Origin of the sequence: Solidesulfovibrio magneticus RS-1 (assembly GCF_000010665.1) — a bacterium.
Classification (GTDB): domain Bacteria; phylum Desulfobacterota; class Desulfovibrionia; order Desulfovibrionales; family Desulfovibrionaceae; genus Solidesulfovibrio; species Solidesulfovibrio magneticus.
In genome coordinates this window covers 2576402-2598645 of record NC_012796.1, presented here as the reverse complement: position 1 = coordinate 2598645, position 22244 = coordinate 2576402, and the positions used below count along the sequence as shown (strand labels likewise).

20 protein-coding genes and 1 other RNA gene are annotated in these 22244 nt (G+C 66.0%); 12 read left to right on the top strand and 9 right to left on the bottom strand.

The annotated features are described in order from the left end of the window. Positions 1–21: 21 nt before the first annotated feature. Positions 22–384, bottom strand: an RNA gene (gene rnpB, locus DMR_RS22705) — RNase P RNA component class A. 143 nt (positions 385–527) lie between these two features. On the opposite strand from rnpB, the gene DMR_RS11045 reads away from it, so the two are divergent. Genes DMR_RS11045 through DMR_RS11035 form a run of 3 tightly spaced genes read left to right on the top strand, consistent with a single transcriptional unit; the run spans position 528 to position 2875 of the window. Next, positions 528–938, top strand: a complete 411-nt coding sequence (locus DMR_RS11045; protein WP_043600527.1) for a hypothetical protein — start codon at positions 528–530, stop codon at positions 936–938. A gap of 56 nt (positions 939–994) precedes the next feature. Then, positions 995–2473 carry a DUF3857 domain-containing transglutaminase family protein gene (locus DMR_RS11040; protein ID WP_043600525.1) on the top strand — a complete coding sequence of 493 codons (1479 nt, stop codon included), beginning with the start codon at positions 995–997 and terminating at the stop codon, positions 2471–2473. 42 nt (positions 2474–2515) lie between these two features. Beyond that, positions 2516–2875 carry a DUF3858 domain-containing protein gene (locus DMR_RS11035; RefSeq protein WP_015860986.1) on the top strand — a complete coding sequence of 120 codons (360 nt, stop codon included), beginning with the start codon at positions 2516–2518 and terminating at the stop codon, positions 2873–2875. 38 nt (positions 2876–2913) lie between these two features. Here the strand turns inward: DMR_RS11035 and DMR_RS11030 are convergent, their stop codons facing one another. Continuing rightward, complete coding sequence (locus DMR_RS11030) at positions 2914–7053, bottom strand: hybrid sensor histidine kinase/response regulator (RefSeq protein ID WP_043600520.1); 4140 nt, start codon at positions 7051–7053, stop codon at positions 2914–2916. A 200-nt stretch (positions 7054–7253) separates the two neighbouring features. Between DMR_RS11030 and DMR_RS11025 the strand changes: the two genes are divergently transcribed. Further along, positions 7254–8135 (top strand): DUF547 domain-containing protein, encoded by an 882-nt coding sequence (locus DMR_RS11025; protein WP_232502928.1) that lies wholly within the window; start codon positions 7254–7256, stop codon positions 8133–8135. Next, positions 8132–10222 carry a glycosyltransferase gene (locus DMR_RS22405; protein ID WP_015860983.1) on the top strand — a complete coding sequence of 697 codons (2091 nt, stop codon included), beginning with the start codon at positions 8132–8134 and terminating at the stop codon, positions 10220–10222. The genes DMR_RS11025 and DMR_RS22405 overlap by 4 nt, the downstream gene beginning before the upstream one ends. A gap of 52 nt (positions 10223–10274) precedes the next feature. Here DMR_RS22405 and DMR_RS11015 read toward each other — a convergent pair whose 3' ends face one another. After that, positions 10275–10814, bottom strand: coding sequence for a rhodanese-like domain-containing protein (locus DMR_RS11015; protein WP_015860982.1), 540 nt, complete (start codon positions 10812–10814; stop codon positions 10275–10277). Positions 10815–11113: 299 nt separating this feature from the next. Here DMR_RS11015 and DMR_RS11010 point away from each other — a divergent pair, with 299 nt between their 5' ends. The 7 genes from DMR_RS11010 to DMR_RS10980 all read left to right on the top strand — a co-directional run bounded on the left by DMR_RS11010 (position 11114) and on the right by DMR_RS10980 (position 17262). Beyond that, entirely contained in the window at positions 11114–11893 is a 780-nt protein-coding gene (locus DMR_RS11010) for a DsbA family protein (protein ID WP_015860981.1), read from the top strand. Positions 11894–11997: 104 nt separating this feature from the next. Next, positions 11998–13350 (top strand): two-component system sensor histidine kinase NtrB, encoded by a 1353-nt coding sequence (locus DMR_RS11005; protein ID WP_015860980.1) that lies wholly within the window; start codon positions 11998–12000, stop codon positions 13348–13350. Next, entirely contained in the window at positions 13350–14078 is a 729-nt protein-coding gene (locus DMR_RS11000; protein WP_148208410.1) for a C40 family peptidase, read from the top strand. Before DMR_RS11005 ends, DMR_RS11000 begins: the two co-directional genes overlap by 1 nt. 27 nt (positions 14079–14105) lie before the next feature. After that, positions 14106–15011, top strand: coding sequence for a nitroreductase family protein (locus DMR_RS10995; protein ID WP_043600517.1), 906 nt, complete (start codon positions 14106–14108; stop codon positions 15009–15011). Between the two features lie 190 nt (positions 15012–15201). Next, complete coding sequence (locus DMR_RS10990) at positions 15202–15867, top strand: L,D-transpeptidase (protein WP_232502909.1); 666 nt, start codon at positions 15202–15204, stop codon at positions 15865–15867. 22 nt (positions 15868–15889) lie between these two features. Continuing rightward, positions 15890–16261: an Hpt domain-containing protein gene (locus DMR_RS10985; RefSeq protein WP_148208409.1), complete on the top strand. Its 372-nt coding sequence runs from the start codon at positions 15890–15892 to the stop codon at positions 16259–16261. Positions 16262–16302: 41 nt separating this feature from the next. Next, positions 16303–17262 (top strand): SPOR domain-containing protein, encoded by a 960-nt coding sequence (locus DMR_RS10980; RefSeq protein ID WP_015860975.1) that lies wholly within the window; start codon positions 16303–16305, stop codon positions 17260–17262. A gap of 38 nt (positions 17263–17300) precedes the next feature. Here the strand turns inward: DMR_RS10980 and DMR_RS10975 are convergent, their stop codons facing one another. The 6 genes from DMR_RS10975 to DMR_RS10950 all read right to left on the bottom strand — a co-directional run bounded on the left by DMR_RS10975 (position 17301) and on the right by DMR_RS10950 (position 22237). Next, positions 17301–18218, bottom strand: a complete 918-nt coding sequence (locus DMR_RS10975; RefSeq protein WP_015860974.1) for a DMT family transporter — start codon at positions 18216–18218, stop codon at positions 17301–17303. Between the two features lie 34 nt (positions 18219–18252). Beyond that, on the bottom strand, positions 18253–19161 hold the full coding sequence (locus DMR_RS10970) for an AraC family transcriptional regulator (RefSeq protein WP_015860973.1): 909 nt from the start codon (positions 19159–19161) through the stop codon (positions 18253–18255). Positions 19162–19230: 69 nt separating this feature from the next. After that, positions 19231–20151, bottom strand: a complete 921-nt coding sequence (locus DMR_RS10965) for an MlaA family lipoprotein (RefSeq protein WP_015860972.1) — start codon at positions 20149–20151, stop codon at positions 19231–19233. 138 nt (positions 20152–20289) lie between these two features. Beyond that, the gene (locus tag DMR_RS10960; RefSeq protein ID WP_015860971.1) at positions 20290–20880 is read right to left on the bottom strand and encodes an ABC transporter substrate-binding protein; all 591 of its coding nucleotides are present in this window, start codon (positions 20878–20880) and stop codon (positions 20290–20292) included. A 44-nt stretch (positions 20881–20924) separates the two neighbouring features. Next, positions 20925–21374 carry an outer membrane lipid asymmetry maintenance protein MlaD gene (mlaD, locus tag DMR_RS10955; RefSeq protein WP_015860970.1) on the bottom strand — a complete coding sequence of 150 codons (450 nt, stop codon included), beginning with the start codon at positions 21372–21374 and terminating at the stop codon, positions 20925–20927. 53 nt (positions 21375–21427) lie between these two features. Next, positions 21428–22237 (bottom strand): MlaE family ABC transporter permease, encoded by an 810-nt coding sequence (locus DMR_RS10950; protein ID WP_015860969.1) that lies wholly within the window; start codon positions 22235–22237, stop codon positions 21428–21430. Positions 22238–22244 lie beyond the last annotated feature (7 nt).

Sequence of the window (22244 nt, the reverse complement as noted above, 5' to 3'; positions counted from 1 at the left end):
TGCGCTAAAGCGTGATAAAAAAGGGGGAGTCGGCCGATAAGCCGGGTTTTGTTCCCCGGATAAACCGGGGCGGCCATCATTCCTCTAGGACCGCGATTGCTCGCGGCCTCAAGCAACCTACCCGAAGGCACGGCCGGGCCAGCCTTAACGCCTTCCTATTTGGTCTTGCTCCGAACGGGGCATGCCGAGCTTGCCGCGTCGCCGCGGCAACTGGTGGGCTCTTACCCCACCGTTTCACCCTTACCGGCGCAGGCGCCGGCGGTTTGTTTTCTGTGGCGCTCTCCCGGGATCGCTCCCGCTGGACGTTATCCAGCGTCCTGCCCTGTGGAGCCCGGACTTTCCTCCCCGGGTCTTGCGGCCCGCGACGACAGCCTGTCCGACTCCCCGGGGGAGTCATAAGGCCCTTTTGCCCCTGCGTCAAAGGGATGTGGGATGTGGCGGGATGCTGGGCGACTGCCGGCTTGAGGGCTGGCTATAAGAATGCTAATAGCCTGAAACCGTTGTTTTCCGTCTCCGGGAGGTGTGCGATGCGCCTGATGTTGCTGCTTACGGCCCTGGTTTATATTCTGGCCGTCTGCCCACCGGCCCAGGCCACGGACTGGCGTTTTCTGGCCGCCCATGACGACAGGTCGGTGGAACTCTACTATGACCGGCATTCGGTGCGCGTCTCGGGTGAGGTGCTGCGGCTTCGGGTAAAGCGGGTGTTCGACGAGGCCGAGGGGCTGGAGATCGCCCATGAGATGGGCTTTCCCACCGGCGTGGCCTATGCCCTGGAACGGGTGACCCTGGACTGCGGTCAGGGGCGGATCATCCGGCAGCAGGCGGCTTGGGTCGGGGTGGACGGCAAGTTCCTGGACCGCACCCTGTCGCCCGCTTCGGGGTGGCGGCCCATGCGGCCTGGCGGCCTTGGCGAAGCCGTGTGCCGGGAACTGGAATAAGGCGGTGGTTCCCTTTCGGCCCGGACGTGATGCACCGGGCTGGCCAAGGAAGACGTATGGCTGTGAAGTGCCCAAAATTTTTGGGAAACGTTTGTAGTTTACAAGTTGCCCTTTGGGGCGTTGCCGTCTGGGCGCTTTTCGCGGGCAATGCCCTGGCCGCCTTGCCGGAGGGAGTCCATCGTCTGCAGCGCAATGACTATCTCGTGGCGGCCGACCTGACCTACGTCGAGACGCAAACCTCGGAACTTGTTCTTGCCGATGAACATTTGCTGGCAGCCAACAGCACGGCGGCTTTCACCTTCGACCCTGCCGCCGCGACCCTGGAGGTGCTCGAAGCCTGGGTGCTCCAGCCGGACGGACAGCGCCTCGACGTGCCGGCGGAGAACATTTTCACCCGCCCCAGCGCCGCCGCCCGGAACACGCCGGGGTTCGTGGCCTCCCAGACGACGACCATCGAATTTCCCCAGCTGCGCCTCGGCAGCGTCGTGCACTGCACCTGGCGGCATGTCGTCAGCAAACCCGCCGTCTTCGGCTTCAATGTTGTTTTTGCCCTGGGCCTTGGGGGCCACATGCGCCAGGAGACGCGCATCGAGGCTCCGTCGTCCGTGCCGCTGCAGTGGGGCCAGCGCGGTGGTTTCGCGGTCGATGACGCCCAGGCTGGCAGCAACCGGGTGCTGACCGCCGCCATCGACGTCGGCGCCTTGTCACCGGCCGAGGCGTCCATGGTTTCCCCGATGGACGTCGGGCCGGTCTTTGTCGCCACCACCCTGGCCGGCTACGAGGCCTTGGGAGCCGTCTATGCGGCCCGCAGCGCCGGCAAGGCTGCGCCGACGCCGGAAATCGCAGCCTTGGCACGAAACATCGTCGGCGACGCCAAGGGGCTTGACGCGGCCCGGGCCGTCCATGACTGGGTGGCGGCCCATATCCGCTACGTGGCCGTTTTTCTCAATGAAAGCGACAATGTCGTGCCCCATGAGGCGGCAACCGTCTTGCGCAACGGCTACGGCGACTGCAAAGACCATGTCGTGCTCATGCAGGCCTTGCTGGGGACGCTGGGCATCCGCGTGCTGCCGGCCCTTGTGAACTGGGGCATAAGCATGGAACCGTTGCCGCTGTGGTCTTCGGCGTCGTTCAATCATGTGCTGGCTTATTTGCCGGACTTCGACACCTACGCCAATCCCACCGATCCGTTCGCGGTTTTTGGCGTCCTCGACAACGGCCTGGCCGACAAACTGACGGTCATCGCCAGCGGCGACGGGGAGAAGCGCCAAACTCCGGCCCAGACCCCGGCCTCCAATACCTACCAGTATAACGCCGAGTTGTCCGTGGATGCCGACGGGACGGTGCACGGGAAGGTCCGCATGACCCTTTCCCCCGGCGCGGACGGCGCTGTCCGCCGCGTCCTGGCCGGGGCGAGTTCCCTGGCCGCCTTGGCCAATCAGCTGCTCCAGGCCACTCCGGAAGGCGGCTATGGAGAAATTCGCTCGACGAACCCGCGCGATCTGACCAAACATTTGGAAATCGAGGGCCAGTGAACGAGCCCCCACGGCGTGGTCCAGTCTTCCCCCTTGGTGTACATGACCGTGCCCCTTGGCCTCGACGTCGCGCCGGCGAACAATCTGCGCGCCTATCTCACCACAGGCACACCGCGCCACTATCCGGTCATCGTAGGGGCCAGGCAATACTCCTGGCGTTCGGTCATCGCCTTACCTTTGAAAGCTGCGGTCGAACATCTGCCGGCGGCCGTGGACCTGAACAGTCCGGCAGGGCGCTTTACCGCCAGCTACGAGGTTATTGACGGAAAGCTCACAGTCAAGCGGGAGTTGGTTATCAACAAGACGGCGTATACGGCAAAGGAGTACGCGGACGTCCAAAGCCTGCTGTACGCCTTTATCGACGATCAGCGCGCCGTCATCAGCTTCCGGCTCGGGCAGTAACCGTTCTGGCGTGGGCAAGTCTCTGGTTTGGGCGGTGATCAGTCGTCCCGGCGGCCAAGGAGCCCCTGCATGGCGGCGAGCAGGGCGCTGCGGCGAACGGGCTTGCTCAGGTAGGCAGAACAACCGGCCTCCAGGCAGGCAGCCTCGTCCTCTGGAAAAGCCCGGGCGGTGATGCCGATGATGGGCGTGGATCTAAGGCCGGACATCCATTCATGTTCACGCATGGCCCGCACGGCGGTCAGCCCGTCCATGATCGGCATGACATGGTCCATGAGCACGATGTCGATGCCGCCTTTCTTGAACCGGTCCAGGGCATCCTGGCCGTTCTCCACTTCTTCCAAGATAACCGGCTGATTTTCCAGGAACAGGCTGACGACCTGACGGTTGCCCACAGAGTCGTCGGCCAACAGCACCCGCCAGGGCTGGCCGCCGGCGTCCGCAAGCTCCGCGACCAAGGAGGATTCCGGCGTTTGCTCTCCTGAAGCGGATTCGGCGGCGATCTCCAGCCTGACCGTGGCCGTGATGGTGGCTCCTTGGCCAAGGATGCTTTGGATGGATAATTCCCCCTGCATCAGTTCCGTCAGGCGCTTGGAGATGGCCAGCCCCAAGCCTGTTCCCCGGCGTTGATTGCCGCCCACCTGGAAAAAATTGTCGCAGACCCGGGCAATGTCATCAGGGGCGATGCCGACACCGGTGTCCCGGCAGGTCAGGCGCAAAAGGAAGGCGGAAGGGCCAAGAAGCGTGGCCGAGGCCGACAGCCGGATCTCGCCCTCGTGGGTGAACTTGCAGGCGTTGGCCAACAGATTGGCCACGATCTGGGTGAGGCGGATGGGGTCGCCGTAAACACGGCGAGGCAAGCCTGGATCAAGATCGCAGAACAGCGGGAGGCCTTTTTCCTCGGCCTGGGGCGTGAACACGGCGCAGGTCTGGAACAGGGCTTCGGGCAGGTCGAAAGGCTCGGGCTCCAGGGTCAGCTTGCCGGCTTCAAGCTTGGACAGGTCGAGGATGTCGTTGATGACGCGCATGAGGATTTGGCCGGAGTGCTGGAAGATGTCCACATAGCGCTTCTGGCGGGGCGTGAGCGGGGTGTCAGCCAAAAGGTCGGCCATGCCCATGATGGCGTTCATGGGGGTGCGGATCTCGTGGCTCATGTTGGCCAGGAAGTCGGACTTGGCCCGACTGCCTTGCTCGGCCCGTTCCCGGGCGGCCAGGAGTTCGCTTTCTAGGGCCTTGCGTTCGGTAATATCGACGATGAGCATGAGCAGGCAGCGCCGTTCGAAAGCCTCGATGACCGTGCAGGAACAAAGGCCGACGATGCGATGGCCATCGGCATGACGAAAGGCCAGTTCCCGGTTGGTGACGGATTCGGCGACTTGCAGTTCGATCAAAAGCTGTTGGCGATCTTCGAAGCGTTCCCAGAAGCCCAGCTCCTCAGATGTTCGGCCAATGGCCTGCTCGGCCTGGATACCGGTCAGGTGGCTGAATGCCTCGTTGACGCGCAGCATCCTGGCGGACTGCTCTTCGCTGATGGTGACGGCCAGGGGCGAGAATTGGAAAATGGCGGAAAAGCTCAGACGGCTGCGGTGCAGGGCATCTTCGGCGGCCTTGCGGTCCTCGATTTCGTTTTCGAGGTCAGCGGTGCGGCGACGCACGGTTGCCTCAAGTTCCCGGCGACGCTTCTCCAGGGCGGAAACCCGCAGTCTGTAGCCGCCATGGAGCAAGGCCAGGGCAGCCAGTCCGGCCAGGGCGCGAAACCACCAGGTGCCCCAAAAGGGCGGGGCCACGGCAATGGCCAGCGTCAGCCCTGTTTCGTTCCAGACACCGTCGTTATTGCAGGCCCGAACGCGCAGGCGGTATTCCCCGGGGGAAAGATTGGTGTAGGTGACGGTATTGTTGCCTGCCGGGGGGGAGAATTCCGGGTCAAAGCCTTCGAGCTTGTGGGAGAAGAGGTTTCGGGGCGGATCGGCGAAATCCAGGGCGGCAAAGGACAGTTCCACGACGTTGTCCTCGTGGCCAAGGGCTAAATTTCTTACCGTGACAGGGTTGGCGCCATAGGGTTTGTTGCGCACGGCAAGCCCGGTCAGGACCACGGGCGGGGCGTGGGGGTTTGGGCGGATACGGCTGGGGAAAAAAGCGGTTAAGCCGTTTGTGCCGCCAAAAAACATTTCGCCATTTTTGCCCTGGGCGTAGGCGTTCATCCAGAATTCCAGGCCGGCCAGACCATCCCGATCCGAATAGTTGCGCACCTCGCCGTTGCCCGGGCTGTAGCGGAAAAGCCCCCGGAAGGTACTGCACCACAAATTGCCGTCCTTGTCCTGCAGCATCCCCTGGATGCCGTCGTTGGCTAGGCCGTTGGCCATGGTGACGCGCTGAAAACGCCCGGTGCGCGGCTCGAAACGGTTGAGTCCCGCATCGGTGCCGATCCACAAGACCCCTGACGGATCAAGAAGAATGGGGGTGACGCGGTTGTTAGACAGGGAATTGGCGTTGTCCGGGTCGTGTTCCCAATGGGTGAAGGTTTCGGTGTTTTTGTCGAAACGGTTGAGTCCGGCATTGGTGCCGATCCACAGGATGCCGCCCGGGGCCGGGGTGATGTGACGCACACGATTGTGGCTGAGGCTGGCCGGATTATTGGGATCGTTGCGATAGACCTTGGCCTTGCCCGTTGTCGGGTCGAAGCGGTTAAGGCCGCCCGAACTGGAGCCCAGCCACAGGATGCCGTCTTCATCCTCGGCGATCCACCATATCTTGTTCTGGCTGATGGACTCAGGGTTTTGGGGGTCGTGGCGGTAGTGGACGAAGCGGCCGCTATCGGGGTCGTAGCGGTCCAGTCCCCGGTCGGTAGCCCCGACCCAGAGCCGACCCTGGCGGTCAAAGAGCAGGCAGTTGACGCCGTCGTCGGCCAGACTGTCCGGGTTGGCCGGGTCGTGGCGGAAAGCCGTGACCTCGCCAGTGCGGCGGTCGATGCGATTGAGGCCGTTGTAGCGGGTACCGACCCAGACGATGTCGGCGCTTTCCTGGGCCACGGCGCTGACCGCACTGCCGGACAGGGCGGTGGGCAGTCCCGGTCCGGCCCGGTAGACGGAAAACGCCTGATAGGCGGGATTGTAGCGGCTCACGCCGCCGGAATAGGTGCCGAACCACAACAGGCCGCCGGTATCCTCCAGGGCGCACAACACCTCGTCCTGGGACAAGCTTTCCGGGTCCAGGGGATTGTTGACGGCCATGGACGGGATCAACTTTCCCGGCTGGTCCGGGTCCGGCCACATGCGGGCCAGTCCTCGGTTGGTGCCGATGAAAAGGCCGCCCCAGGAGTCGCGGAAGGCAAACCAGGTGGCCAGGCCGGGCAGATGGTGATCGGACCGGCCGGTGGCTTGATTGAACCGATAAGCGCCGTGTATTTCCGTGAGCACCCAGAGCGTGTCCGGGCCGTCGCAGGCAATGCCGTTGATGCGCGCGTCGGCCGGAAGCTCGCCCAGGGGGCCGGGAAGCAGGGCCGCGGCCTGGCCGTCGGCTGGATTCACGGCATGAACGCCCCGATTGGTGGCTACGAGCAGACTGCCGTCGGCCCGGGCTTTTATGGCGATAACCGAATTTTTGACGGTACTGCCGTTCTGGTCAGACAAGGCCATGGCGTCCACGGCACCGGCCGGCGAGATGCGGGCCAGGCCGGCTGCGCCGCCTACCCAGAGATTGCCGGCCGCATCCCTGGCTATGGCCCGGATTTCCTTGTCCACATCGCCGCTGGGGTAGGGGGCTGCCACAGGGTAGGGGCGGAAACGGTCGGCTTCGCGGTCATAGACGGCCAGACCGCCGTTTTTGGTGCCCACAAGCAGCGTGCCGTCTACGGGATCGACGAAAAGCGTGCGGATGCTGTTATCCGGTAGGGAGTCGGGCCGGCCCGGGATGTTGCGGTAGACCACGACATTGGTCCCGTCGTAGCGGTTGAGGCCGTCGTAGGTGCCGATCCACAGAAAACCCAGCTTGTCCTGGGCCATGCAGACGACATAGGATTGGGAAAGCCCTTGTTCCAGGGACAACCGCTGGAAACGGGGCTGAGAATTGGCGTAGGCCGGCGGCGGCAGGAAAAGGGAAAAAGTCAGTGCATAAAGGCCGAAGAGCAGGCTCAGGCCTGGGCGTCGGGGCGGGGCTGCGTCGGAAGACCTGGGTTGCGTCATGGTTGTTGCACAAGGGTTGCCGGTGCGCGGGTTCGACGACGTTATGCCCCCCAACGAACTGAAGACCGAAGGAATATGCAACAATACCGGAAGGAATTCAATTGGTTTTCCACGGCTCATCGCGCCTGATGTCCAACTCCTGCGCTGAACCGTCACTGCGGGGTTTATCCCAGAGCGTTGAGGAGGTTGATGTGTCCAAGATGGTTTTACTGGCGATTTTGTTGTTGCTTTTCGCAGGCTTTGCCAAAGCTGCCCAATCTCCTGACTATCTTGACCAATACGGTGATTTTTTGGCCGCCCATGTACGCGGGAGCGTGGTGAACTATGCGGGCATCAAGGCGGACATGGCCCGTCTTGACGTGACGTTGGCGCTCATGGCCGCCGAAAACCCCGAAGCCCTGGCCCGGCCTGATCGCGTAGCGCTCTATATAAACGCCTATAACCTGTGGACCATCCGCCTCATCATGGACCATTGGCCGGGGATATCCTCCATCAAGGAGGCCGGCGGCTTCCTGGCCTCGCCCTGGAAGCGTTCCTTTGTGCGTTTGGGCGGTCAGACCTTTTCCCTGGACGACATCGAGCACGGCATCCTGCGCCGGCAATACCCGGACCCCCGGCTGCACTTCGTGCTCAACTGCGCCTCCAAGAGTTGTCCGCCGCTGCTGTCCGTTCCCTACCGGGGAGAGGTCCTGGACGCCATGCTGGAGGAACGGACTCGAGCCTGCCTGAACGACCCGGCCGGAGCGAGGGTGGACGGCGGCCGGTTGCGTCTGATCCGCATTTTTGACTGGTATGCCGAGGATTTCGGCGGCCGGGACCGGCAGTGGGAATTTGTGCGACGCTTTGCCGGGCCGGCGCTGGGCGCGGCGCTTGACGCCCTGGCGGAGCGCCGGCCGGTGTATGACGACTATGACTGGTCCCTCAATGATGCGCCCGGGCCATGGACTTCGGCCCTTATCGGCGCGGACGCGCCGCTTGTTGGTGTCGGCGGTGATGGACCGCCATCAGGCGAGCCTTTGGGCCAGCCGCCCCAGGGCGACGGCACGGGCAGCGCGCCTGCCGCTATGCCGGAGCGTCCGTGACACGAAGGCTTCCAAGCGTGCATCAGGCAGTGGGGACCGGCGGGGCGTGTTTGGCCGGTGCGTTTGCCGGCCTGCCTGGCCACGTCTGGCGCGGACTGCTTTGCCTGGCGGCTCTTGTCGCCCTGGCCCTGTGCGGCCGTCTGGAGGCCGGGCGCTACTTGTATGCCGCCTGTTTTGCCGCAGCTTTCGCCACCCTGGTCCTGGCCGTGCGTAGCTGGCCGACCGGAGGGCATCGCGGCCGCGTCACCGCCGCCGTGCTGGCCCTGGGCCTTGGCGCGCGGCTGCTCTTTGTCTGGGCCTGGCCGGTCGACACCGACGTCTTTCGCTACATCGTCGAAGGCGACATGCAGCTGGCCGGAGGCAACCCTTATTTGATCGCGCCCGGCGACCCGAGGCTGCCTGGGCTGTTGTCCGCCCAGGCCGTGGCCGTCCTTGGCCGGGTCAACCACCCCGAGCTGACCGCCGCCTATCCGCCCCTGGCCGAGCTGTTCTGCCGGGCCGTGGCCGCCGTCTCGCCCACCCCCATGACTTTCCGGGCAGCCTTTGCCCTGGCCGATCTCCTGGCCGCCCTGGCCCTGGCCGTGGTCCTGGCCAAGCGTCGGCTGCCGCCGGCTTGGCTGGCCCTGTATGTGCTTTCCCCCCTGTCCCTGATCATGGGCGCGGGGGAAGGCCATCTCGACGCGCTGGTGGCCTTGGGTGTTTCCCTGGCTCTGGCCGCCTTTGCGACCCGCCGCGACGGCTGGGGTTTTTTGTGCCTGGGCGCGGCCGGGCTAGTGAAGTATCCAGTTTTGCTGCTCATTCCTTTTTTTTTGCGGCCGGGCAATCTGCGCCAGGCCGCCTCCTGTCTCGTGCCGCTGGCGAGCTTTTGGCCTTACCGCGCGGCTGGCCCGGCCTTTTTTCAGTCGCTTGCCGCCTTTGCCGGCTACCTGGCTCAGGGCGGACCGTTGACGGCCCTGGTCTGGCCTCTGTGCGGCTCCCTGGCCCCGGCCGTGTCCCTGGGCCTTGGCGGCGCGGTGCTCATGGCCGGTTGGTTGGCCTTCCAGGATCGGGGGCGCGGGCCGCTTTTCGCCGGTCTGGTCGGCCTTGCCGCTTTGCCCACGGTCTATCCCTGGTATTTGCTCATGGTCCTGCCGCTGTGGACCCTGCGTCCGGGCTGGCCTGCCCTATGGCTCCTGGCCGCTCAAGGTTTGGCCGTGACCCCGACCTGGCTTCGCGCCCAGGAACTTGGCGGCCAGGGACTGGCCATGGCCACGATCTGGCTGCCGTTCTTGTTGCTCCTGGCCCTTTCCGCCTGGCGACCCGGGCTGGCCGTCCCGATCGGCCCCGCGCAAAGACCACGGCGGCTCTCGGTCGTCGTGCCGACCCGTAACGAGGGCAGGGGGCTTGTGCGCTGTCTGGAAAGCCTGGACGGCACGGGGGTGCACGAGGTCGTGGTGGCCGACGGCGGCTCCACCGACGGCACGCCTTCCCTGGCCGCCGGATTTGGCGCGAAAGTCGTCGCGGCGGGCGGCGGGCGGGGCGGGCAGATCGCGGCTGGCTTGGCCGCCTGCCGGGGCGAGGTGGTCCTTGTTCTGCACGCCGACGCCGTGATCGCCCCCGACGTGCCAGCCCGGATTCTGGCCGCTTTGGACCGTTGCCCCGAGGCGGTCGGCGGCGTGGTCGGCATGACCTACGACACGCGCCGTTACGGGCTCGGCGTCCTTGGGCTGCTCAATGCCCTGCGGGCGCGGTTTTGCGGTATTGGCTTCGGCGACCAGGGCCAGTTTTTCCGGCGCGAGGCCCTGGAGGACGCCGGCGGATTTCCGGCCCTGGCCCTCATGGAAGACGTGGAACTGTCCTTGCTCCTGCGCCAGGCCGGGGAGACGCTGTGCCTGGGCGGCGGCGTCACGGCCTCGGGCCGGCGCTGGGTCGGCTCGGGCTTTGGCGGCAAGGCGGCCGGTGTCGTGGCCATGTGCCTGGGCTATCTGGCCGCCCGGCGGTTGGGCTTGGCCGACGCCACGGGCCGGCGCTACTACCGCCGCTATTACGGCCGGGAGCCGGAGGCGTGTTTTGGGGAAAAGGCGCAGGGTTGCGCGGATGAAAGGTGAGGCGCGGCGTATCCCGGCCTGACGGAAACCGCCGATCGGCCGGCCGGCGGCCCTACCAGACGGCCGTGTAAGCCAGGGGGGCGAGATCCCAGGTGCGGCCGTAGACATGGACGCGTCTGGTCGGTGCGCCAGAGGCGTCGACGAGGCTTCCCCCGGCGTGGAGCCAGCCCACTATCCCGGCAGCCAGATTGGCGGCGGCCATGCCCTTGGCCGCAAGTTTCTGGACCAGCACCCCGCTACGGTAGCCGATGGTGCAGTAGATGACGGCCTGCTTTCCGGCAAATCGGCCCGGGTCGGCCAGATAGTCTTGCTCGGTGATCGCTCCGGGCAGGGTGGACACGGCCCGTTCCGCCTCAGAGCGGGCGTCGATGAAGACCACGCCACCGTCTTGCCGCAGTTTCAAGGCTTCCTCGGGACGTATTGCCCCAGCCTCGGGAAAATCCTTTTTGTAGCCTTCGTACAGGGCGTAGGCTTTGGCCTTGCGGTCGGGATCGGTTGTAGGCTGGCTTTCACAAGCGGCCAACAAGGCTGGTACGACCCAGAGGGCCAGGGCGAGGGCGGCGAGGGGATGGCGAGGGGGGCGGCAAAGCATGGGCGGTCCTCACGGCCGGGGGCGGCCGGCGTCATCGGCAGCTGATGGCGTTTGTTCAGGCGGTCGCCGACGGCGACAGGTCTCGGGCAGTCAGGTTCCGCCGGGCTGCTGCTTGGCCCCGCTGAGGCAAAAGGCGAATAGGCCGGCCACCAGCGCGGCCAGGAGAATAAGCCATTCCATGGCGCCAGCCTACCACGTGCCCCGCGTGGCGTCGATGGGCAACGGATGACAGCCCGGGCGAAAGGGTCTATGACGGGCGGCATCGAAAGCGCTGTCACGGCGCGCTATCTGGAGGAAGCATGGGCAAATGGAAAGTGCTCGTCGCGCTGGCCGTTATTGGCCTTACGGCCATGCCGGCCGCGGCCGACGACGACCTGGAGCGGGTTCGCAAGGTGCTGCGCGAACATCCTGAAATCGTGGTCGAGGCCATTCGCCAGCAGGGTCCGGCCGTTTTGGAAGTCATCGAGACCACGGCCCGGGCGCGCCAGAAAGACCTGGAGCGAGCGCGCTTCAGCCAGGCCCTGGCCAAGCCCCTCACGCCGGTCATGGAGGCCGGCCGGGTTGCGCTTGGTCCGCAAAACGCCCCGGTGACCATCGTGGAATATTCCGATTTCCTGTGCCACTTTTGCGGCCAGGCCTCGGGCACCGTCAAAAGCGTGATGGAAAAACGCCCTGACGACGTCCGGCTGGTGTTCAAACACTTTGCCACGGGTAAAAACAGCGTGCGGGCCGCGCTCTATTTCGAGGCCATCGCCCAGCAGGACGCCAAGAAGGCCTGGAACTTCATGGACAAGGTCTTTGCTCGGCAAAAGGACGTGGCCGAGAAGGGCGACGAAGTCCTTGACGCGATTGCCAAGGAAGTCGGCGCGGACGCCAAGAAGCTGGCCGAGGACGTCAAAAGCAAGGCGCTTGCCGACCGGGTCGCCGCCGACACCAAGGAAGCCCGGGACTTCGGTTTCGAAGGCACTCCAGTGTTCCTCATAAACGGCGCGCCGGTGCGTGGGGCCGTTCCCTACGAAGTTTTTGACGAATTCGTCGGCGTGGCGGCCAAGACCCCGGCTGCGGCCAAGAACCAGTAAGATCCTCCCCCCGTTCGTGTTGCGCTCCGCTTCGGTCCGGTCTTGTCATCGGACCGAAGCGGGCCTACTTTGGATGAGTCGTCTCCAAGGGGCCGGGAAGCGCCATGCCAAGCGTCAGACAAATACTCGTTCAAAACGTCATCAAGACCATACCCGTGGGCCTGCTCGTCATCGGTCCGCGCGGCACGGTCATCGCCGCCAGTCCCTCGGCGGCCTATCTGCTTGGCCTGCCCGAAGCCAGCCTTGAGGGATGCGATTGGCATACGCTGCTTCTGCCCGCCCCGGCCAATGAATCGTTTAATCGCAATCTCGTCGAAGCCGTGGAAAGCGGACGGCCCTACCGCCAGTGTCTGGCCGATTACCAGCGCCCGGACGGCGAGATGCGCCGCTTTTCCATGACCGCCACCTGTCCGAGCGTTGACGGCAAGCCTATTGGCGTCACCCTCCTTTTTGACGACGTCACGGCGCTGTATCGCAGCCGCGAGCGGGAAAACGCCGCCCTTCGCGAAAAAAACCGCCTCCAGCACGACATGATCGAGAGCCTCAACAACCTGGCCCTGTCCGTGGCCCACCAGGTGCGCAATCCGGCCGCGGCCATCGGCGGCTTCGCGCTCAAACTCCTGCGCGACCACAAGGAACGCCGCCTGCCCGTGGAATATCCCGAGATCATCTTCCAGGAAGCCCGGCGGCTGGAAGATCTGGTCGGCGCGGTGGTGCGCCTGTCGACCCTTGGCAGCCCCCGGTTTGCCGCCGTGCGCCTGGGCCGGCTGGTGGAAGAGGCCCTTTCCCGGGCCGCCCGCAGCGCCGAAGGCCTCCACAAACGTCTGGAGAGCCATATTTCCCTGGAAGACGTGGAGATCGTGGCTGACGAGGCCTTGCTCTCCCTGGCCCTGGACGAGGTGTTGCTGAATGCCGTGGAATTTTCCGGCCATGAACGCGTGCGCGTGTCCATCAATCTGGCCCGGCGCGACGACGTCAGCCAACTCACCGTCGCCGACGACGGACCCGGGGTGCGGCCTGAACTGCGCTCGTTTGTCTTTGATCCCTTTTTCACCACCAAGGCCCGGGGAGCCGGCATCGGCCTGACCCTGGCCCGCAAGGCCGTGCTGGAACACAACGGCGAAATCGACCTGCGCCAGGGCGATGGCGGTGGGGCGGTGGTGGCGGTGCGGCTTTTCGACACCCCTGAGGCGGGCCTGGGGCGCGAGGCCTTTTATGGTCCCATGGGCCTGGACGTGCGCGAACTCATGACCAAGGCCCGGGAACTGGGCCTGGACGTCTCGGGGCTGACCACCATCGACGCCGTGCGCTCCATCCAGCAGCGCGAAGGCTTTGCCCCGTGCTTCGCCTGGGGCGTCCATGACCGTTGCGGCCAGGAGCTGTGCGCCTTTCGACGGGAATGCGTCAAAACCCTGCGTATCGACGACGGCCGCCGCTTCGTCTACGGGGGCAGCTGATGCGCCGCCCCATTTTCGCCGCGCGTCGCTTGCTGGCGGCGGCCTGTTGCTGCCTGTCGCTTTGGGCCGCCTTGCCGGCCCAGGCGCGCACCGTCTACGGCTATGAAGACAGCCTGGGCATGCTCCATACGAGTCCGAACAAGTTAAGCGAGCACTACAAACCGCTCTACGACAGCGAGGCCAAGGCCGACCATGAGGCCCTGGTCAAGGCGCTGCGGGAGCAAAACGCCCTGGGCGGGCCGCCGATCACCCGGGGGGCTGTGCTGCCGGCCGACATGGGACCGCTGTCCGAAGTCGGGGAGCGCATCCTTCGCGCGGCCGAGCCTTACCTGGGCGCGCCCTACCGTCTGGGCGGCGATACCCCGGCCGGCATCGACTGCTCGGGCCTGACCAAGGCTGTCTACGCCATTTTCGGCTGCTCCCTGCCCCGGCAAAGCCGGCTCCAGGCCGGGCTGGGGTCGGCCGTGGCCACGGCCGAACTGGCCCCGGGCGACCTGCTTTTTTTCGCCACCAATCTGGACGTCGGCATCAGCCATGTCGGCATCTATCTCGGCAGCGGCCGGATGCTCCATTCCAGTCCTAGGCGTGGCGGCGTGGGCGTGGACAAGCTTTCCGGCACGGATTACGAACGCTGGTTCGTGGCCGCCCGCCGCCTGCCGCGCGCCCCCGGGACCGAGGCCGGTTCTCCTGAGGCCGGCGCGACGTCTCGCAAGGCGGGACGGAAATAGTTTTCGCAAAAAAAAGGCATGGTTCGCATGGGGAGTGATTCGCCGATACTGGACGCCGCCGCCTGCGTGGGCTGCGGGGAGTGCGTGACGGTCTGTCCGTCCGGGGTGTTGTCCCTGGGCGACGGCCTGGTGGTGGTGGCCGGGGCCGGCTGCATCGGCTGCGGCCAGTGCCGGGCCGTGTGTCCCCAGTGCGCCCTGACCATTCCCGGCGACGATCCCTGGGCCCAGGCCTACGACGTCATCGAGCCCTCTGGCGAGCAGATCGCCCCGGGCGGCTGCCAGGCCGGCCGGCTGGTCGACATTATGCGCTCCCGGCGTTCCTGCCGGCGCTATCTGGAGCGCCCCGTGCCCGGCCCCGTCATTGAGGATGTGATTCGCGCCGGAATCACCGCGCCGTCGGGCACCAATTCCCAGGCCTGGACCTTCACGGTGCTGGCCACCCGGGCGGCGGTCATGAGCCTGGGCCAGGCCGTGGCCGGCTTTTTCGGCCGCGTCAATCGCCTGGCCGCCAATCGGCTCGTGCGCAAAGGCTACGCCCTCCTGGGTCGCCGGGAGCTGGAAGACTACTACCGCGAGCATTATGCGTCGGTGGCCGAGGCGTTGGCCGCCTGGGAGCGCGACCGCACGGACCGGCTTTTTCACGGGGCCACGGCCGTGGTGGTGGTCGGCTCCAGACCCGGGGCAAGCTGTCCGGCCGAGGATGCGCTGTTGGCCACGGGCAACATGCTTTTGGCCGCCCACTGCCTGGGGCTTGGCTCCTGCCTTATCGGCTACGCTGTTGAGGCCATGCGTCACGACAAGCGGGTCAAGGCGGCGGCGGGGTTGCCTCGAGAGGAAACCGTCCATGCCGTTTTGGCCCTGGGCTGGCCGGCCGTGGCCTATGCCCGGCCGGCCGGCCGGCGGCGACCGCTGGTGCGGTATAAAACCGCTTGATTCCGTTTGGGCTTGTCGGGACGGACGGTTTATGGCAAGGCCGGACAGTGCGGGCGACTGGATGCGTCGGAGGATGGGAACGATGCGGGGATGGATTTTCGGGATCGCGGCGCTGGCTTTGGCGGCCGCGACGCCGTGCGGGGCGACGGAACAGCCCACTGAGGCAATGCGTCCCAAGGAAGTGGCGTTTGTGCAGGGGACTACCGGGACATCAACCCAGGAGCCTGTCGCCAAAGCGGCGGCCAAACCCTCGGCCGCGCCGGTTGCGGTAAAACCGGCCGCCTCCGCGCCCGCCATGGCCTATGCGCCGGTGGCCGACGGCGGCGGGTTGGACCGCTTCCTGGCCACCCTGGCCCCGTCCCAGACCACCGGCGAACCCGTGGCCCCGGAAGACGCCGCCGCCTACAATGCCCGCAAGAATCATTATTCCATCGAGGTCCATCTGTCCCAGCGCAAGCTTTTCCTCTATGAAAATCTGCCTGATGGATCGCGCCATCTGGCCCGAAGCTACGTGGTGGCCGTGCCGGGCCGGGACATGGAAGCGCCCCAGGGCTGGGGCGTGGTCACGGGCATCAGTTTCGAGCCTTCCTGGCGGCCCACGCCGGCCATGAAGGAACGGGCGCTTAAAAAAGGCAAACCCCTGCCCGAATACGTTGGCCCCGGGGTCAAGGACAATCCCATGGGACCGTTCAAGATCATCCTGTCCCATGGCTACGGTTTTCGCATCCACGGCAACAACAATCCCAACTCCATCGGCCGGCCCGTCACCAGCGGCTGCATCCGCATGCGCAACGACGAGGGCAAGGACATGGCCAAGTTGATCGACGTCGGCACCGAAGTGGTGTTTCTCGACTGAACATGCCCAAGGAATGACGTTTATGGCAGCCGACGAGGAACATGGGGAAACCGCCGCCCGTCGTCCGGCGACGTTTGATCCTGAAGCCGCGCGTCGCCATATGGGTGTGGACGCCGACGGCTTTCGGCGCGTGTTCGACTGCATCTGGGATGAGGTGAGCCGCAGGCGCAGCCTCCTAGATGCGGCCTATGCTTCGGGAGACCTGGACGGCGTGGCCTTGCAGGCCCATACCATCAAGAGTTCCGCCGCCTCCATCGGCGCCGAGGCGCTCAGCCGAGCGGCGGCCGCCGTGGAAACGGCGGCCAGACAGCAAACCGCCGAAGCCCTGGCCCTGGCCATCGGCCGATTCAACGCCGCCAGGGAAACCTTGAGCCGGTTGGCGGGCATCTGCTGACGCGGCCCTGCCGGCTTCGTCCTTATCAGGGAGGAGTCCCCTTGAACCGTCGTATACCTATCGCGGCGCTCCTGCTGGCCTTTGGCCTGTCTGGCTGCGCTTCCAACAACAAGGATTTCGAAAAGGAGATCTGGGGGCAACAGGCTCCCGAATCTCCTACCGACACGGGCTGGCCGCGCCAGTCCGCCACACCGCCGCCTCCGCCGCCCCCGGCCTACACTCCGGCTCCGTATGCCCCACCGCCACCGCCCGCGCCGGTCGCTTCCCGGCCGCTTCCGGCCCAGGCGGCACCGGCTGCCGCCGCGCCGGCCATGCCGGCTGCCTCGGGCGGGACGGGACGGACCATCGCGCCGCCCGTGGTGGAGCCGGCCCCGACCGTGACCGACCCCCGTTTCGCGCCCAAGCCCTTCAAGCCCGGTGCGGCCGAGGCCGAACAGGCCGCCGCGTCCCAGGCTGGTTATTCCGGCGCTCCCGCGGCCGCCAGCGGGCAGGCTGCGGCGATGGCCGCGCCTGCCGCCGCGCGTCCTGCTCCCATGCCCGAACCGGCCGGCCCGGCTTCGGAAGAACCGGCCGGCGCGCCGTCGGACCGGGCGACGTTTACCTTCATGGCCGGTTCATTCGCCCACAAGGAAAAAGCCTCGGAGCTCATGAACGCCCTGGAGTCGCGCGGGTTTTCCACCCGCATCGACCAGGGCAAGCTCAACAACAAGACGTTTTTCAAGGTCTACGCCGTCAAGGAAGGCAACCGGGCCGAGCTTGAGGGCGAGCTTTTCGCCGCCGGCGTCACCGAACCGCACCTGACCGAGGAGCGGCCCCTGGACCGGGGCGGCGCGCCCAAGTCCGGCGCGGCCGGGTCGGCCAAAACGGCCCCGGCCGCCACGGGCACGGCCAAGGCTCCGTCGCCCAAGCCCTCGGGTAACATCCCGCCGCCCATTGTCGAGCCGGCCCCGCCCCTGCCCGACGGCTACGTGCCGCCGCCGCCCAAGGCCGGCGGATCATAAGCCCGCCGGGGCCACCATGGACGCTTTTTCCGGGGCGGTCAGGGATGCGAATCCCGGACCGCCCCGTTTTTTTTTCGCGCTCCGCCGGCCAGGCACAGAATGCCGGCCAACACCCCGGCGCAGCCGGCCATTTCCCGCCAGCCAATGGTTTCCCCGCACCACAGCGCGGCACAGGCCAGGGCGGCCACGGGCATGACGCCGCAGGCCACGCCGGCCGTGGCCGCATCCACCCGCACCACGCCGTAAAACCAGAACATGTAGGCCGCCGCCGTGACCCCCAGGCCGTAGTAGACGACCTCGCCCACGGCGCGTGGCGGGATATGGCCGAGGTCCAGGGTCAGGGCCTCGCAGACGCCGGGGACAAGAAAGAAGAGTCCGCCCAGAAGCGACACCCACATGGCGGCGGCCAGGGGGGACAGCGGCTCGCGCACGGTGCGGCGCAGGAGCAAAAACACCGCCTCGAAGCACACGGCCAGAAGCACCAGGGCGTTGCCCCAGAAGGGAGCCGGGCCGATGACCGGCCCACCGGACGCGAGACCCAGGACCGCCAGCCCGGCCGTGACGCAGCCGATGCCGGCCAGGGCCAAACGGCCAGGGATTTCCTTGAAACAGATGGCCCCAAGGAGCGTGACAACGGCCGGCGTGGCCGCGGCCGTGACCCCGGCCGAGGCGGCTCCGGTCAACTTAAGGCCCGAGAGCAGGCAGGCCGTGAAGGCAAAGGAGCCGCAAGCAGCCTGGGCCAACAAGGCGTAAAAGGTGCGCCGCGACACCCGGGGAAAGCGTCCCTCGACGACTACCACCAGGGGTACGAGCACCAGGCTAGCCAGGACGAACCGGGCCAGGGAAGCAAAGGACAGCGGCAGCGCGGCCGTCATGGAGCGGCCCACGGCCACGGACGAGCCGACCAGGACCATGGCCGCGATCAGGGACGCGACCGCTTTTATGCGGGAAGACATGGCAAAACCTCCGCCATCGTCAGGATGGCGGAAGCTAACGGGGACGGCGGTGCTTTTCTTGAACGATCTTGCGCCAGGCTCCGGGAGGCAGGCCGAACCGGGCACGGAAAACCCGGGTCAGGTGGCTTTGGTCGGCAAAACCCACGGCCAGGGCGATGTCGGCCAGGGATTCCGGTCCGGTCAGGCGATCCCGGGCGGCCCGGCAGCGGTACTCCAGCAGATGGGCATGGGGCGGCAGTCCGGTATGGCGGGTCACGGCCCGGGCCAGATGCCAGGGGGACAGGCCGGTCGCGGCGGCCAGTTCCTCCAGGCGCACATCTTCGGCAAAGCGCTCGGCCAGGATGGCCAGTGTCTGGCCCACGGCTCCCGGTTCCCGGCCGATGGGCGGGGCGGCCGGATGGTCGTCGCCGTGGCGGGCGATCCAGGCGGCCAGCAGGGCGAGCAGACGCGTCTGTTTGGCCAGGCTCGGGGCCTGGGGCGTCATGAGCAGGCCATGGACACGGCCGAACAGGTCGGCCAGGGCGGCGTCCTCAATAACGCCGGGGCGAAAGTGCGGCAGGCTCGCGCCGGCCGGCAGGGCTTGGGCCAGGGCCGTCGGCGGGAGATAGAGCATGTGGTAGCGCCAGCCTTCGGGCACGGCCGGTCCGCCGTCGTGTGGCACGCCCGGCTGGGCCAGGGACAGGCTGCCGGCCGGAGCCACCACCCGGGCGCCCCGGTAACGGAAGCTCAAGGCCCCGGCTTCGATGCGGCCCAGGGCGTATTCTTCATGGACATGGCGGGAAAAACGTTGGGTGCGGTAGCTGGCGCAAAGGGCCAGGACGCCGCCGAGCAAGGGCAGGCGCAGGGCGGTTGCGGCGTCGGAACCAGGAAGCCGTCCTTCAGCCTTGGCTGTGGCAGGCTGGCTGTGTCGGGGCAGATCCGAGGACTTGTCTTGGACGGGCATGGAATCGGGCCTGATCCATGAAAAACGCCGCCGCGCCCGGGGGCGCGGCGGCGTCGGATGTCGCGGCGGTTACTGGGAGACGGCGTTTCGCCTGTACTGGATATAGGCGTCCTTGACGGCGGTGTAGGGATCGACCGCCGGCTTGACCACGGCGTCGTAGGCTTCGAGCGTGTTCGGCAAGTTGTTGAACACGTCCGCGCCCTTGATGATGTAGGACCAGTACCAGGGATTGTCGTCGCCGTAGATGGACCAGGGGCCGAAGATCCAGGTCAGCGGATTGGCGGCGGCGTCGCCGGCCATGCCGATGGTGTCGCGGGCGGTGGAGGGGCCAAGCAGCGGCCAGACAATGTAGAAGCCGTCGCCAACGCCCCAGCGGCCCAGGGTCTGGCCGAAGTCTTCGTTGCCCGGGGCCAGGTTGGGATCGGCCTTGGCCACATCGACCAGACCGCCGATGCCCAGGGTGCTGTTGATCATGAAACGCCCGAACTCCTTGGAAGCTTTCTTGAAGTCCAGTTGGAGCAGGGCGTTTAAGAAGCGGATGGGGAAGATGAAGTTCTGGTAGGCGTTGGTCAGCCCGCTGCGCACCTGTTTGGGCACCACAAAGGCGTAGCCCTTGGCAAAGGGCCGCATGAGGCCGCTGTAGAAGAGGTCATTGAATTTGAACCAGGTCTTGTTCCAATAATAGAGCGGATCAGGCGTGGGCTTGTAGGGCGTTTCCGCGTAGTCGTCAGCCTGGGGCGTGGCCGGGGCCGTCTGGGTGACGGCGGCCACGGGCGCGGCGGCCGGCTTGGCGGCGACGGTTTCGGTCGAGGCCGGGGCGGCGGCCGTCTGGGTCGGAGCCTGGGCCGGCGTCTGGACGGCGGCGGGAGTCGGCGCGACAGCCTTGTCGAAATCCTTGCTGGTCTTTTGGCGGCCGTTGCAGCCGGTCATGACCAGGACCGACAGCAGGAGCAGGGGAAGAAGGCTTTTTCGGGACAAGGCGGCGGTCATGGCAACTCCACACGGTTCAGCGTTGCGGGAAAGGCAAGCCATCCAAAGCGTCGAACTTCTCTTCGGTAGTGCCTCACGGGCCAGGGCATGTCAAAACCTAATCACGACCAATTGGCGGAATGCTTTCGAAATTTAGGGTCAGGAGCGTTTTTGCGAGATCTTGGCGATCACGGCGTCGGGACTCTCGTTCATGAGGAGCTGGCCAAACTGGCTGCGGTAGTTCTGCACCAGGCTGACGCCTTCAATGACCACGTCGTAGACCTTCCAGCCGCCGCGATCGGTCAGGCGGTAGGCAATGGGAATCTCCTTGCCCTTGCCCATGACCTTGGTGCTCACTTCGGCCTTGCCGCCGCCGAGGTCCTGCTCCGTGAGGTACTGCACCTTTTCGTCGGTGTAGCTCTCGATCTTGTCGAGATAGGTGTTTTCCAGCAGCGTGCCGAAGGCCTTGACGAACCGCTCCTGCTGCTCGGGGTTGAACTTGTTCCACTCCGGCCCCAGAGCGCGGCGGGAGAGTTCCTTCATGTCGAAGATTTCGCCGATGGCGGCGATGAGCTTGGCCCGCATGGCTGGTCGGGTATCGGACGCCTTGTAGGCCGGATCGGCCAGCAGGGCGATGATTTTGTCCACGGACTGGGACAGGGTGTCGGTGGCCGGTCCGGCCTGGGCGCCGGCCACGGTCGCGGCCAGCAGGACAAGGGTCAAAACGAGGCGGGAAACGAAACGCTGCATACCGGATACCACCGCTGTGAGGATGCCGAGGGTGCGGGGAAGGGCTACTTCACGCCGCCGAAAACGTATTTGCCGATAAGATCGCCGAGATCGACCGAAGACTCGGTCTCGACGATCATGCCGCCGGGCGTGAGCGCGTCATCGGACCCGCCCGGGGAAATCTTGACGAACTTGTCGCCGATAAGGCCGCTGGTCTTGATGGAGGCGATGGCGTCGTCGGTCAGCCGCACGTCCTTGTCCAGGGTCAGGCCCACCAGGGCGGCATGGTCCTTGGGATCAAGGCGGATGCCCGAAACCCGGCCAATGCGCACGCCGGCCATCTCCACGTACGCGCCGTTTTTGAGGCCGGTGACGTCCTTGAACTTGGCTGTGACCTGATAGCCGTCGCCGCCGACCACCTCCAGCTTGCCGAGTTTGACCGTCAGATAGGCCACGCACAAGAGGCCAGCCAGGACAAAGACGCCCACGGACGTTTCCATTGCGTATTTTTTCATGCAACCGGCCTTTTACGGCCAACGTGTCCGGGATGCAACACGCCGGCCCCTTTCTACAGCAAAAACGAGGTCAGGACATAGTCCGCGACCAGGATGACCACGCACGACAGGACCACCGCCGAGGTGGTGGCCAGGCTCACGCCCTTGGCTCCGAAACCGCCCTGGCGGGCATGGGTGAAATACCCCTCGTAGCAGCAGATGACGGCCACGAGCAGGGCGAACACCACGGATTTGACGAACCCGCCGGTCACGTCGGCCAGTTCCACAGTGGCGTCGATGCGGTCGAAATACACGCCCGGATTGATGCCCAGGAGCACGCAGCCCGAAAGATAGCCGCCCAGGATGCCGACCACGTCGAAAATGGCCGTCAGCAGGGGAAAGCAAATAAGCGATGCGGCCAGCCTGGGGGCCACCAGAAAGCGCATGGGGTTGATGTCCATGGTGGACAGGGCGTCGATCTGTTCGGAAATGCGCATGATGCCCAGTTCCGCCGCCATGGACGAGCCGGCCCGGCCGGTGATCATGATGGCGGTCAGGACCGGCCCGAGCTCGCGGATGATGGACAGGGCCACGGCCGCGCCAAGAAGGCCCTCGCTGCCGAACTTGACCAGGGTGTAATAGCCCTGCAGCCCCAGCACCATGCCCGTGAAAAGTCCGATGAGCGCGATGACGAAGATCGACTTGACGCCGATGAAATAGACCTGCTGCACGATTTTGGACCAGGACGGGGCCGGGACAAGGATGCGCCAAAGTCCCTGGAGCGTGAACAGGAACAGCCCGCCAAGCTCGGCCACGAAGCGCAGGGTCACGCGGCCCAAAGCGGTCGCGGGGGATAAAAGCACGGAAAGGGCGGTCTGGGTCATGGGCGCC

Coding starts and splice junctions, on each gene's coding strand:
- DMR_RS10950 (WP_015860969.1), bottom strand. CDS start 22,237: ATGACCCAGACCGCCCTTTCCGTGCTTTTATCCCCCGCGACCGCTTTG.
- DMR_RS11000 (WP_148208410.1), top strand. CDS start 13,350: ATGCGCCGCCCCATTTTCGCCGCGCGTCGCTTGCTGGCGGCGGCCTGT.
- DMR_RS10995 (WP_043600517.1), top strand. CDS start 14,106: ATGGGGAGTGATTCGCCGATACTGGACGCCGCCGCCTGCGTGGGCTGC.
- DMR_RS11030 (WP_043600520.1), bottom strand. CDS start 7,053: ATGACGCAACCCAGGTCTTCCGACGCAGCCCCGCCCCGACGCCCAGGC.
- DMR_RS11025 (WP_232502928.1), top strand. CDS start 7,254: ATGGTTTTACTGGCGATTTTGTTGTTGCTTTTCGCAGGCTTTGCCAAA.
- mlaD (WP_015860970.1), bottom strand. CDS start 21,374: ATGAAAAAATACGCAATGGAAACGTCCGTGGGCGTCTTTGTCCTGGCT.
- DMR_RS11005 (WP_015860980.1), top strand. CDS start 11,998: ATGCCAAGCGTCAGACAAATACTCGTTCAAAACGTCATCAAGACCATA.
- DMR_RS10965 (WP_015860972.1), bottom strand. CDS start 20,151: ATGACCGCCGCCTTGTCCCGAAAAAGCCTTCTTCCCCTGCTCCTGCTG.
- DMR_RS11040 (WP_043600525.1), top strand. CDS start 995: ATGGCTGTGAAGTGCCCAAAATTTTTGGGAAACGTTTGTAGTTTACAA.
- DMR_RS11015 (WP_015860982.1), bottom strand. CDS start 10,814: ATGCTTTGCCGCCCCCCTCGCCATCCCCTCGCCGCCCTCGCCCTGGCC.
- DMR_RS10975 (WP_015860974.1), bottom strand. CDS start 18,218: ATGTCTTCCCGCATAAAAGCGGTCGCGTCCCTGATCGCGGCCATGGTC.
- DMR_RS11045 (WP_043600527.1), top strand. CDS start 528: ATGCGCCTGATGTTGCTGCTTACGGCCCTGGTTTATATTCTGGCCGTC.
- DMR_RS11010 (WP_015860981.1), top strand. CDS start 11,114: ATGGGCAAATGGAAAGTGCTCGTCGCGCTGGCCGTTATTGGCCTTACG.
- DMR_RS11035 (WP_015860986.1), top strand. CDS start 2,516: ATGACCGTGCCCCTTGGCCTCGACGTCGCGCCGGCGAACAATCTGCGC.
- DMR_RS10970 (WP_015860973.1), bottom strand. CDS start 19,161: ATGCCCGTCCAAGACAAGTCCTCGGATCTGCCCCGACACAGCCAGCCT.
- DMR_RS10985 (WP_148208409.1), top strand. CDS start 15,890: ATGGCAGCCGACGAGGAACATGGGGAAACCGCCGCCCGTCGTCCGGCG.
- DMR_RS10960 (WP_015860971.1), bottom strand. CDS start 20,880: ATGCAGCGTTTCGTTTCCCGCCTCGTTTTGACCCTTGTCCTGCTGGCC.